This window comes from Neobacillus sp. S1227, assembly GCF_055385255.1.
In genome coordinates, this window is the sequence record NZ_AP038276.1 from 3,465,563 (window position 1) to 3,478,010 (window position 12,448).

15 protein-coding genes are annotated in these 12,448 nt (G+C 37.1%); 2 read left to right on the plus strand and 13 right to left on the minus strand.

Going from position 1 to position 12,448, the window contains the following annotated elements; translation table 11 throughout:
* Positions 1-851: 851 nt before the first annotated feature.
* The 11 genes from ACZ5AE_RS17265 to ACZ5AE_RS17315 all read right to left on the minus strand — a co-directional run bounded on the left by ACZ5AE_RS17265 (position 852) and on the right by ACZ5AE_RS17315 (position 9,285).
* The gene (locus tag ACZ5AE_RS17265; RefSeq protein ID WP_464565844.1) at positions 852-1,232 is read right to left on the minus strand and encodes a hypothetical protein; all 381 of its coding nucleotides are present in this window, start codon (positions 1,230-1,232) and stop codon (positions 852-854) included.
* Complete coding sequence (locus tag ACZ5AE_RS17270; RefSeq protein WP_464565845.1) at positions 1,216-2,040, minus strand: DUF817 domain-containing protein; 825 nt, start codon at positions 2,038-2,040, stop codon at positions 1,216-1,218. The genes ACZ5AE_RS17265 and ACZ5AE_RS17270 overlap by 17 nt, the downstream gene beginning before the upstream one ends.
* A gap of 109 nt (positions 2,041-2,149) precedes the next feature.
* Entirely contained in the window at positions 2,150-2,371 is a 222-nt protein-coding gene (locus tag ACZ5AE_RS17275) for a helix-turn-helix domain-containing protein (protein WP_464565846.1), read from the minus strand.
* 10 nt (positions 2,372-2,381) lie between these two features.
* Positions 2,382-2,864: a DUF2975 domain-containing protein gene (locus ACZ5AE_RS17280; protein ID WP_464565847.1), complete on the minus strand. Its 483-nt coding sequence runs from the start codon at positions 2,862-2,864 to the stop codon at positions 2,382-2,384.
* 156 nt (positions 2,865-3,020) lie between these two features.
* Positions 3,021-4,325 carry a WD40/YVTN/BNR-like repeat-containing protein gene (locus tag ACZ5AE_RS17285; RefSeq protein WP_464565848.1) on the minus strand — a complete coding sequence of 435 codons (1,305 nt, stop codon included), beginning with the start codon at positions 4,323-4,325 and terminating at the stop codon, positions 3,021-3,023.
* A 30-nt stretch (positions 4,326-4,355) separates the two neighbouring features.
* On the minus strand, positions 4,356-5,318 hold the full coding sequence (locus ACZ5AE_RS17290; RefSeq protein ID WP_464565849.1) for a hypothetical protein: 963 nt from the start codon (positions 5,316-5,318) through the stop codon (positions 4,356-4,358).
* Between the two features lie 162 nt (positions 5,319-5,480).
* Complete coding sequence (locus ACZ5AE_RS17295) at positions 5,481-6,296, minus strand: lipid II flippase Amj family protein (RefSeq protein WP_464565850.1); 816 nt, start codon at positions 6,294-6,296, stop codon at positions 5,481-5,483.
* A 150-nt stretch (positions 6,297-6,446) separates the two neighbouring features.
* Positions 6,447-7,097 (minus strand): FusB/FusC family EF-G-binding protein, encoded by a 651-nt coding sequence (locus ACZ5AE_RS17300; RefSeq protein ID WP_464565851.1) that lies wholly within the window; start codon positions 7,095-7,097, stop codon positions 6,447-6,449.
* Between the two features lie 372 nt (positions 7,098-7,469).
* Positions 7,470-7,739 carry a CD3324 family protein gene (locus ACZ5AE_RS17305; protein ID WP_464565852.1) on the minus strand — a complete coding sequence of 90 codons (270 nt, stop codon included), beginning with the start codon at positions 7,737-7,739 and terminating at the stop codon, positions 7,470-7,472.
* 220 nt (positions 7,740-7,959) lie between these two features.
* A complete protein-coding gene (locus ACZ5AE_RS17310; RefSeq protein WP_464565853.1) occupies positions 7,960-8,415 on the minus strand; it encodes a GNAT family N-acetyltransferase in 456 nt (151 codons plus the stop codon).
* A 102-nt stretch (positions 8,416-8,517) separates the two neighbouring features.
* A complete protein-coding gene (locus ACZ5AE_RS17315; protein WP_464573652.1) occupies positions 8,518-9,285 on the minus strand; it encodes a TSUP family transporter in 768 nt (255 codons plus the stop codon).
* A 384-nt stretch (positions 9,286-9,669) separates the two neighbouring features.
* Between ACZ5AE_RS17315 and ACZ5AE_RS17320 the strand changes: the two genes are divergently transcribed.
* Positions 9,670-10,353, plus strand: a complete 684-nt coding sequence (locus ACZ5AE_RS17320; RefSeq protein ID WP_464565854.1) for a hypothetical protein — start codon at positions 9,670-9,672, stop codon at positions 10,351-10,353.
* Between the two features lie 611 nt (positions 10,354-10,964).
* On the opposite strand, the gene ACZ5AE_RS17325 is transcribed toward ACZ5AE_RS17320, so the two are convergent.
* Positions 10,965-11,234: a hypothetical protein gene (locus tag ACZ5AE_RS17325; protein WP_464565855.1), complete on the minus strand. Its 270-nt coding sequence runs from the start codon at positions 11,232-11,234 to the stop codon at positions 10,965-10,967.
* 192 nt (positions 11,235-11,426) lie between these two features.
* Complete coding sequence (locus ACZ5AE_RS17330) at positions 11,427-11,624, minus strand: YjcZ family sporulation protein (protein WP_464565856.1); 198 nt, start codon at positions 11,622-11,624, stop codon at positions 11,427-11,429.
* Positions 11,625-12,067: 443 nt separating this feature from the next.
* Here ACZ5AE_RS17330 and ACZ5AE_RS17335 point away from each other — a divergent pair, with 443 nt between their 5' ends.
* Positions 12,068-12,364, plus strand: coding sequence for a hypothetical protein (locus tag ACZ5AE_RS17335; RefSeq protein WP_464565857.1), 297 nt, complete (start codon positions 12,068-12,070; stop codon positions 12,362-12,364).
* Positions 12,365-12,448 lie beyond the last annotated feature (84 nt).

Sequence of the window (12,448 nt, forward strand, 5' to 3'; positions counted from 1 at the left end):
TTTGGTCTTCATTAGCCAGATGAAGACCATTTTCCTCCTCAGCCTGAGTCGTTTTGGTCTTCATTGACCTTATGAAGACCATTTTCCTCCTCTCCCTGATCGATTTTGGTCTTCATTAGACTTATGAAGACCATTTTCCTCCTCGCCCTGAGCCGTTTTGGTCTTCATTGACCTTATGAAGACCATTTTCCTCCTCGCCCTGAGCCGTTTTGGTCTTCATTTACCTTATGAAGACCATTTTCCTCCTCGGCCTGAGCCGTATTGTGGTCTTCATTGCACTTATGAAGAGCATTTTCCTCCTAGCCCTGAGCCGTTTTGGGCTTCATTGCACTTATGAAGACCATTTTCCTCCTCGGTCCGAGCTATTTTGGTCTTCATTGCACTTATGAAGACCATTTTCCTCCTCGGCCTGTGCCGTTTTGGTCTTCATTGACCATATGAAAACCATTTTCCTCCTTGCCCTGAGCCATTTTGGTCTTCATTAGCCAGATGAAGACCATTTTCCTCCTCGGCCGAAAACATTTTGGTCTTCATTGACCTTATGAAGACCATTTTCCTCCTTGCCCTGAGCCATTTTGGTCTTCATTAGCCAGATGAAGACCATTTTCCTCCTCGGCCGAAAACATTTTGGTCTTCATTGACCTTATGAAGACCATTTTCCTACTTGGCCGAAACCATTTTGGTCTTCATTGACCTTATGAAGACCATTTTCCTACTTGGCCGAAACCATTTTGGTCTTCATTGACCTTATGAAGACCATTTTCCTACTTGGCCGAAACCATTTTGGTCTTCATTGACCATATGAAGACCATTTTCCTCCTCGGCCTGAGCCGTTTTGGTCTTCATTGACTCTATGAAAACGAAATAATATATTGAGTTTCCCTTACAGAAATTACTTCAATGTCTGTACAATAAAAATGCAAGGAATCTTCTTCGTAGTCGATCACTTCAAATTTCTTATTCTCCCAGCCCCTATCCCTTATATCAAAAATCTCAATTGACATTTGATGATAGACACCTGCACTCTCGAATTTGATTCTATTAGGGTTGTGGAAGCGAAAGCAGGCAATATATTGTTTGTCATGATCCTTAATAATAAAATCTATGTCGAGTAAACAATTGTCTGTAAAAGACCTATTTTGATAGTTCAAAACGAAGCCGGCAATAAACTCTATCTTTTGTAATGAAAAATCTTTTATTTTTTCGTTTATAAGACTAATATTTTTTATCAATTTGAATCACTCCACCTTTAAACTTCTTACTTTTTACTTGCTTTAGTGGATTTTTTCCCTTTACCTGCTTTAACGTGGCTACAATAAGGAAGCTGACAATTACCAATAAGACCCATGAGCTCACTTTACCTAAATGGACGAGACTCCATTCATTGGTTTGGTTTGGATAATTCCATGCTCCAAAAAACGTTGCGATATTTTCTGCTATCCAGATAAAAAATCCAATGAGCACAAAAGAAAGTGCGATTGGCATACGATAACGAGTACTGCCCACCTCGAATGTGACCCATGATTTCCAAAAGACGATCATGACTAGTCCAGATAACCACCAGCGAACATCCATCCAATAATGGTGAGTGAAAAAATTCGAATAAATTGCGGCTGCAAGTGGCACAACCGTGATATACGGCGGCCACTTTACCAGTTCAACCTTCAACCTTCTCCACGCCTGGCACAGGTAACTTGCAACACTTGCGTACATGAATCCACTATACAAAGGCACTCCAAAAATCTTAAAATACCCTTCCTCCGGATAGGACCAGGAGCCCATATGTACCTTGAAAAGTTCCAGAGCCAGCCCGATAAGGTGGAACACTGTGATAACCTTTAGTTCATCCCGTGTTTCAAGCCCCGAACGCACCATCCACCACTGCATCAGCAGGCAGATGATAAGCAGCCAGTCATACCGTGACAAGAAGGGAAGCGGCATGATTTTTGTAAATGCTAAAGAGGCAAAAATAACAACAGGAAACAAACAGGATAGGGCCTGCTCCCAGCCAAAACGAACAAGTTGTCTTATTGCTCTCATGATTTGGCCCTTTATGTTTGAGTGGCTAAATTCAAGAGCAGAGCCCCTTTTATGAAGTTGATCCATAGAAATCATTCTTTTCCTTTCAGTGTTAAATTGTCCCACGATATTAACCTAGTGTGTCTTCATCAGCTCGGTATTCTAAAATATCTCCAGGCTGACAATCTAAAGACTTACAAATTGCCTCTAAGGTTGAAAAACGGATCGCTTTTGCCTTTCCATTTTTCAATATCGAAAGGTTCGCCATTGTGATTCCAACCCTCTCCGAAAGTTCAGTCACGCTCATTTTCCTTTTAGCCAGCATCACATCAATATTGATTATAATCGCCATAATTCTCACCTCAGACCGTTAAATCATTTTCTGATTTTATATCAATCGCCTCTTTTAAAAGCTTTTGGAGAACAGCAGCAAAGACGGCAATCACAATGGAAGCAAAGGGTACGACTAATCCGACAATGATGACACCAGGAGCGTCGTCTTTTTCTGCAAAAAGATAAAAGAGCGGCAAGACCAGCACATGCAAGGCACTGATGATAACGGCACTGTATTTAATTTTCTTTAATGCATATACAGAAATTTCAGAGAAGGCTTCATTTTTGTCGATGTAGCGCAGTAGTTTGAAAGCCTGAAACAACGCAAAGTAAAAAGGTATCGCCGATGCATAAAAAATAATCGCAACGAGATATTTAATTAAGAAAAACTGCGGAAGCAGTTTGGCTGCAAAATCCCCTAACTCAGGCACCAAAAAGATGCATAAAGCGAGAACTGGGATTCCCATCAGAATAACAGTTAACTTTAAAAAGAGTGTCGATCCTCTTTTCATGAAAAGCACCTCACTTATTTATTGTCAATTCGAATTTAACATACCATTTATCGTTTTTCAATAAATTTTTATTTAATATTATAATATTTTTATTGTATAAGTAATAATTTCAGATAAAAAAAGCATTCCTCAAGACAAAAGAATGCTCTCAAAAACTTATTTTGCGCGAAGTACCCCATCAGGATCGACCAAACCGGCAAAGGACCATGTCTTCCCTTGATCCTGAGAGGTAAACTTTGCCAATACCTTTCCTCCCAAATAATCACCTTGTGGACCTTGATTCACTAGCAAAGTTCCTTCCGTTCCGTGGAAGGCAGGAATCTCTGCTATTGTGAAGTAGCCCTTATATTCCTCCGGTATCGGAACCTCTACACGTTCCCAGTTTGCCCCGCCATCGATTGTCCGATATAAATTTGGAATTGGTGGTTGTGCTTCATATCGTAATTCACCAAAGGAGATAAACCCTAATTGATCGTCCATAAACCCTCCGTCTGTCACTAAGGAATAGACGTCCTTTACCGATCCAGACTTGTACCATGACTGTCCGCCATCGTTTGTTTTAAATACATAATGTGCCTCCCAGCTCATCGTTTTATCACCTGTCACGATGAGAAAACCATCCTTGTCCGATGTGAACCCCAGCATTCGCAGCCTTAATTGTGGCAGCTGGTCCGATACCAATACTTCATCCCAGGATTTTCCTTTATCCCTGCTAACTAGGACCGTCAATCCTTTGTTAAGTACAAACGCCGTTATCTCCGGTGTAATTACATAGCTTCCATCCAGTAAATGTTGTTCCGTACCGCCCAATCCACTGCCTATTAAATATTCCACCGGAACAGGAACTACTTTCCATTTCTTACCGTTATTATAAGTGACCCTGAGTTTATCATCCTTAATCTCATAACCTATTTTTTTCGATGGCTCTTCAATTCCGGCATTCTTTCGATATTCTTTCAACGTTTCAACAGGCGGAAGCCCGATTTGCGTATCGTTTGTTTTTTCAATATTGGTTAGTGTGTATGTTAAATTTTCTTCCTTTTTGATGCTTAGTTTCCAGACGATATTTGGAACGACTCGGTTCTCCCCCATCTTTCCCCAACCATAATCGATTTTTTGTGTTCCCTCTGGTAACTGAACTTGAAAAACGACCGCAGCCACAAAGAAATTCTCATCCCCTGATAACTTAGTAAATCTAGTAAAGCTCTTACCAGCAATCGCACCATCGCTCTCTAAATCATTCATGAAATCAAACCAGATTCGGTAAGCAATCATTTCTGGTTTTTGATCACTTTCTTGTACTTGAAGGGTGTATGGAAGTTTACTGTTTATATCTACCTTTTTCACTTCGACTGGTTTCATATTAGGATTTTCATGATCCCCATTAAACATTTGAAAGATAATGAAGATACCAATTAATATGGAACTAAAAATAATTAACCTTCTATTCGTTTTTATCAATTAACTTCATCCCTCATTCAAAATATAAACTTACTCTTCATGAAAATTTGGTTTATATATATAACGTTGTGGAGTCATTAAATCCTCCTTGCCTGGGACGTATAAGGAGATCGTTGGGCCTGAGTTTCCTGAATCGGCTGTTGAAGGGATCGTATTACCTTTTTCATCTAAATAGTGAATCCCGTCCCGAACAATCCCCCAGTTTCTTATTCCTTTATACAGGATAGCATAATGTTCTTCATTCCAACGTTTTACTTCCTCTTTAATTGGTATCCATTTCAGCATATTGATGACAATCGATACATCGTTGTTCGGATCATAAACTGTTGTTCCTTCCCCATTCCATTCTTGTTTATGGATCTTAACCTTTTTGTCCTTTCTTTTATCAAAATAAATTAAATATCCTGATTGTAATTTCTGATTTTGGTCAAAATCGTAGAGATACATATAGATTTCTGTGATTGTCCCATCCTGCGAAGATTCTATTTTTAGATCATTGGTCATTAAATACGGCTCCAGTTCCATCATCGCATTTACAGAATCTAATATTCCATCTAACTTTGTTTCATAAAAATTATTATTCTCTAGCTTTATTCGTGTGTCTGTTTTTAACGCCTGGATTTTCCAGGCTAATGCTCCGTTAAAATTAACAGCATTTGATCCAACATAATATCCTCCAACAATCGTAACCAGTGTAAAGAGAATAACCGTCCATTTCCAAAAGTTTGGATGAACAGGGTTAAAAATTTTTGAAACTTCGTTCATCTCTCTTTTCACTAACTTACGATAAACAACAAAAATATGGACAAGCATTAACAACAACAGAAAGCTGATTCCTAAAAAGATCGGTATATTCGTTTTCAATTGTCCTATTTTGGTAATGGTGTACAAAACTCTCCACACTATCACATAAAGCAGAAGTATAATTAAGCTGCTTTTACTTCCAAAAATTAAATCTCGTAAAAGCAGTCTTCTAGATAATTTTTTTGTCAATTTATTTTCTAATACCATTCAAATAACCCTCTTTTGGTCAAATAGCCTTCTTTTTCAAATCCTCCACTAAACGATCATATTAAAATAATACCTATTCCAATATATAGAAGGCAAAATAAAAATACTGTATCCCTTAAAGGATGACAGTATTTTATGAATTTATTAAATCCACTTAGCAAACCAAGCTACATAGTATGCTGCAGGGATGAATAGCAGTTGAGCAACAATTGTCCCCAAGAATTTAGAGCTTATCATCGTCAGAGAATAGCTTTTTAAGTAAATGTAATCGGTTTGCTTTTTCATTACTCTATCAGCTAACACCGACGCTTTGGGGTCAATAAACAATGTCAAAAGTATTGTTGCGATACCATTTATAATTCCAGATGACATCAATGCTGCCTGAGCATAATCTTTAGGAACTAACATTGAAGCATAAATGGAAGATAGAACGCCAATCGTAAAAACAGCTGAAATAATGACATTAATCACAAAGAGCCGTTTTGGAATGGTTTTTAAGGTAATTCCCTTCAAATAGGCAAATCTCGGCATCCTTAAACACATCAAAACTTTTCTTATGCCATTTCGATTGAATTGATGAACAAACAGCGCAATGATTGAACCACGTTGATTTGAAAGTTGAACAATGGCTCTTGAAAAGATATTGATAAACGTCGGAAATAAAAGGATCCCCAACAAAACCCCTATGGAGGTCACAGCTATTAAGATTCTATATTGTTCCTCTATATAGTGCAATTTGTTTACATCAGGTGCCTCTGCAATAAGTTTTGCTGTAAGAGGTTGTTGTATCATTGTAGAAAACCTTGAAACAATTACCAATGTGCTAAACAAAGATAAAGCAGTGGCGATTAATCTTACTCTAGCCCCTGAAATTCTTGTTGAATAAGCTAATGTTTCAATCATTGTAATGATCAATAAAAACAGAGAGATAATAATAACTTTTTCTGAAATAAGTCCCATAAATAACCCCTAAAAAAATTTGATAGCCGTATTATAAACTAAATTATTTTCTTTTGGAATTATTAGAAGTGAGAGTAACAGGATAAAATGGTTTGTATTTTAATTTTAAGCATTGTTCAAATATGATAATTTCTCTTTTATTGCGAAGTTTCACACCCCTTGGGAGTCTTTTAGAAAAGTTGTTAAATATTCAACATTGGTTATTTTTTTATTGCATTCTCTGCTATCGGCACAAATAAGATTCCCAATGGCCTTGTAATAATCTGGGTTCTTAGATTTTTTAGCTTTTGTTACAGTAGAAAAATAGGCAACCTCACCAAAGCAATTGCAGAAGGAACAAAGATTTTTTTTACTAGTTGGTGCAAATTCGCATTCAATGCCGACCATTTTCCCCTCTAGCTCATATACGATAAATTTCTTATTGGACCTTAGATCGTTCCAACTTAAATAGGTCAGTTGACTGTGGTCTATATTTGCTAAATCAGGCATTTTTAATTTTTTATGTTTTGGAAACATTTTTTTCAAATGCTGTTCGGTGATTTGTGGAAAGGGCAGCAAATAGTCCGAAAGATGCTGGATATATTGCTCATACTCTTTATCTGTTTTCAGTCTCGAAAGATCCAACATTTCTTGTTGTTCCAAAGAGGAATTTGGAAATAGATCGGAGATTTTAGTATTGGCTAAGTCAATCACAGCAGTCAAAACGTTTTGAGGTACGTTCTTTTTGGTACTGTCCCTAATTATAGCAATCTGTTTTTTTATATAATTTAATTGTTCATTTTTAATAAACTTTTCAGTCATCTTTTCTATCTCCATTCATTTTGCTGAAGTATTATTGCACTTATTTTAAATAATATTTGAAACTCCATAAATGGATAAAATGACTTAGAAATGTTTTTTACATAGGCTCCTTTCGTAAAGTTTGTTGTTTTTGGGAATAACACTGTCCGTTCCTTTCCGCTACAGGCGCTTGCTTTCCGCGGGGAGGAAGTCGAGCCTCCTCGACGTTCCGTCTGCGGGGTCTCGACCTTTCCTCTATTTCCCGCAGGAGTCAAGCGCCTTTCGCTCCAATCCACTCGGTGTTTTCAATATAGTTAAAAAGCAACAATCTCTGAGAAAAGAGCCTTTACATAAAAGCAGCACTGATGAAGGATTTTCACCAGTGCTGCTCTCCTACTTTTTATGTGAATAAACAATTTTCTTAATCGTTTCAGGTGAAAGATAATAATCGTCAGCCAGTTGCTGGATGCTGCTGCCACTAATAAAAGAATTTCTAATGGCGCTGTTTCGGCGGTCAAGCAGCCGTCTTCCTCCACTTGAAGTTCCCCATTTCCGATACTCCGTTTTCTGTTTAGGAATATAAAGGGTTTCCCCTTGAATATACTTTTGGATTTCCACAACTAGCTTTTCCGGCAGAATTTTGTTTGCATTCATATACTTCAATTTTGCTCGCTCCTTATTTTGAATTTGAATAAAATAAGGTGCAAAGCCAAAATATTAGAAAAGCTTGATCAGCGATAAAATTAACTGTCTCGCCCCATGCAAAGTATCGCCTTTCCAATAATAGGCTTTGCATGAGTAGAAGAAGTACCAGACAATCTAACGTGATTCTCCATCTGTACGCACCCCCTTTAAAATTAAATTATAGCGCAATTTAATGATTTCATCTCACCTTTATTAATTCCCATTTTAACATATCATTCACTGTTCCAATTTTATTCATCTTCAACTTTTCTAATACTCTAATGGATGGAATATTATCATGCAGGCACTCAGCAACTACTTTATCTACATGATCATTTGTAAACGCCCAATTAATAATTTCATTGACAGCTTCCGTTGCATAGCCTTTGTTTTGTGCTGAAGGGATCATTCCATAGCCTACTTCAACCGTATTTTCTGAATTAGGTTTACCTTTAAATCCAATATCCCCAATAATCGTATTGTTTTCTTTATTGAAAACTAGCCAAACACCCCAACCAAATTGAGTAGAATCCTCTTTAAGTTTCTCCAAAAACAGCTTTATATGAGGGCCAATTTTGTAATCCTCTGGTGAAATTGTTGATAATAGTTCATCTGTGCAAGGAACAATTTTTAGTCTTTCTGTCTGTAATTCCATCTTCAGTCTCCTCGTAAATTATTATACGCATGGGATTTTTTAAAAATATTTCTATAAAACTCTATAATTTCCGTGATTAATTTAATAACCATTTTTTTGAATTTAATGAAAATAATCATAAATATTTTTCGCAAGCAATAAGCAGGTAACGGCAATAAACAGCGCACGAACATAACCGCTTCCTTTTTTGATGGCAAATTTTGAGCCGCAAATGGCACCAGCGAGCTGAGCAGCACCCATTATTAATCCATAAGTGTAATTTACTTGTCCTAGAAACATGAACATCAACAATGCGGCAATATTACTGCCAAAGTTTAGAAATTTCGCGTTCCCCGCAGCTTTTAAAAAATCAAATCCAACCAATAAAAAGGAAAAAATTAAAAATGAGCCTGTCCCAGGACCAAGAAATCCATCATAGAAACCAATTGCAAAAATGGCAATCGAAAAAATAATCAAGTGCTGGATGGACAATTTCTTTGGAGTTGAAACGCTTCCCCACTCTTTCTTAAAAATAGTATAAATAGCAACAGCAGCAAGCATAACCAGCATCAATGGCTTGAGCACTTCAGGGTTAATTAAATGAACAGTCCACGCACCAAGCATCGAACCGATAAAAGTGAGCGGAAATAATTTATAAACCGACTTTATGTCAAGTTTACCTGACCGATAAAACATAAATGTACTCGTTAAAGAACTTATAGTTGAAGCTAGTTTATTGGTCGCTACTGCCCCTGCCGGATTCAGCCCAGTAAATAATAATGCAGGTAATGCGATCAGGCCGCCACCCCCTACAACCGAATCAATAAACGATGCCAAAAATCCGAAAACAATCAAAATTAGCAATACCGATGGGTCTAAAGTAACATGCATTTCATTCAGCCTTTCGTGTTGTCTACTAAAATAGTATCTATTCAATTGCGGTATGTAAATAGGTATTACTATAGCATTCTCTTTTCAGATCATAAAGGCCCTCACGAAAATATAATTGGGATCCGTCCTAGACCACTAATATTAAAGCTGCAGGATGATTAGATTTCATAACCAAATCATTTACAAATCCAAGCTTCTAAAATTAATAGTCGTCAAATCGAAAAATATTATTAACCATTTATTCAAAACGCATTTCTTCTCCTCAATCATTAAGAAAATACCTCCGTAAACGACTGGCATTGAAATATGCTGCAGATATTGCCATAAATAAATCATTTTCTTCATGCGAAGAATAATAAAAAATGTGTATAAAGAGGGTTTTTATTGAAAAAGTTTACGCTTCTATCTCTTATTTGTATAATATTTCTTACCGCATTGGGGAAGCCGCCAAAAATCGTACCATTTTTACGACCAGTCGTAAGCGGACTCTCAGAACATACAAATATCCCTGTTTTATTGCCAACCTATTGGAAGGGGCAAACCACAAAAAAGTATACGTCTATTAAGGTGACAGCTTATGAAAATGGGTACACAATTTATTTCGTATCCACGGATAAACCTTATCGAGCAAATGATCCCGCAATATATCATCCACCCGAATCAAATCGAATCGGCGAACTGTCTGGAAATGTTGGGTCTATGATACCTAGCGACCGACTGAGTGGTTTAGAATTTTACAAAAAGAAAGACGATGCTAAATTATGGATACAGCCTTGGATTAGGTCGGTCATTTACGCAAAGCGTGGACCGTGGACAATTTATTTTGATGGCGATAACGGAGATGAGCCATATCAGCAGGCAGATGCGTTGTTTGAAGCAATGAAGAAAGTCAATTGGCTAAAAAGCAGAGATATCCATAAAGGGTCTATTTCCGTTATTGGCACGAGACTTGATGCTTATACCAACATATCTTGGGATACAGGTGATGGATATGTGTACCACTTTTTTTATAAAGGTCCCATTCAGGAATCGGTAAAAATAGTTGATAGCCTAAAATATGTTGAATAAGTACCCTTAAGCCTGGCAGCTCTATTAACAGAGTTGCTTTTTTGCATATTACAAAAGAATGGCCTTACTTCCCTCCTCTTTTTAATCTTATTATTAGGCTCTGTTATAACTGAATGTTGATTTCACTGTGCTTGATAAATAAACGGAGAAATTCCGTTTAAAATGAAAAATACCGATATTTCTTTAAAAATAAGGGGAGTTTTTCCGCTTATATGATCCAAATCTTTGGATTTTGTCTTATTTTGAGCAGTTAATCGGAATATCTCCGTTTATATTTGCTTCTTAAGCTTCCTCTTTATACATTAGCCGGAAATTCTCCGCCTATGAATTCTCATACCAAACCGAAAATCAGCAATGAATAATAACAGAGCTTATTTTATTTCATTTTGCTGACAGGGCCGTTAAAGAGCAATACCAGCTCGACAATGATCAGTACAGACAGCCCATAGGCTAAAAATGGTTCAACAAACTGTCCCGAATGTTAATACCGATTGTTCAACTAAAACTCCAGTTACTTCAATAAATTATAATGAAAAAGAAGCGGTAATCCTTTTTGGATCAACGCTCCCGTTCGTTTAAGTGCGAACCTTCACAATCTCTTATGAACAATGTTAAAACTCCCCATCAAACGGGGTAAATGAAATGTGTAATCTGTTTTCCACTGCACGAAGCCTTCGATTTACTCGTAGTAAACGGCGGTAAAGTTGGTCAAATTCACTTTCGAGCAGATTAACTCTGTGTTCAAGCCGCTGCCATTGCGGCTGTTGAAATAATTGCGTTATTTGTGAGAGTTGTCTGTCAGGTCCATATTGAATCTGCTGTACATATGGATAATACGCTAACTGAGTTTGTGGAACATAATAATTTCCATACGGATACATTTGGGCGTCTCTCCTTTTGGATAAATTCACTATAAATTATGTGGACATTTTGAGGTTGAAACGGCGAATACCCATTGATTCCCTTTATAAAAAGCACCTGACGCTTTTAGTTAGTTTACTTGGATAAGTTTAAAGAAAAATAATCCTCATCAGAAGTAAATGAGGATTATCTCATAGTGACAGTCCCATCTTTTAAGCATAAAAACAAACTGCACCCACAATGATTAATAAAATAAACAACACTACTATGAGGATAAAATCACCGCACCCATGTACAGGGTAACAACTTGAATAAACAGGTGCTGCATAGGAGTATGACATTGGAGGTTGAGGAAGAACATTTGAGCCAGGGAAAGGTAAGGCATTAGCAATTGGTAAGGAATTATCCATTTTTTCACTTCCTTTTGAATGTATGGAGAGCTAATATAACATTACTCCATATATTACACTCAGAGAGGAATTTGGAGCCCGTCTATCTTAAATTTGGGCATGTCGTAGTAACAATTATATTTAATGACGAAAAAATGATTGATTTGATTCTCTTTGGCTATAAACCAAAGAGCCCCTGCTTATGACATCTTGGGGAATTTCTGCAATCCCATAATGTTTAACCAAATTTAGATGAAAGTAATGGATCATTCCATTACCCTAATGGATGCCTTGCCTTTTCCTAAACCGGAACCCCCACAGATATACTTTTTTATTTGTAAAATACCAATTTATTGCATATAATAAAGATATACAGCATAGCATAAAAAAGGGATACTAGCTCCAACTAGCATCCCTAATATACAGCCACACTGCATGAAGTGCAGTGACCGCCAAGCTATATTATGAGCAAAGAAGTAACCATTACCCTTTTACACTGGCAGGTGCGGGGGGAAGGTTACTTCTTTTTGAAGAGAGCGATTAACACTGAGATGAATGTTAGAATAAACATTCCAAAACCCAACATCAAAGTCATTGCTTCAACAAAAGTAACCATCAGCGGCCTCACCCCCCTTCATAGGAAGACGGTTCATATCACCACCTTCCACAAAAGAAAGTTCACGGCCACTGCTCACCCCGCTATGCAACTGTACACCTTTATTATATCATTCGGCCCTGCCCAGTCACAATTTTTATCATGATGTATAAGTTTTTGAACTTTGTCTTTCATGATGAATGACTCTCTTCTCTATATCCGCATCCTAAAACAAAATAATTTCCACATA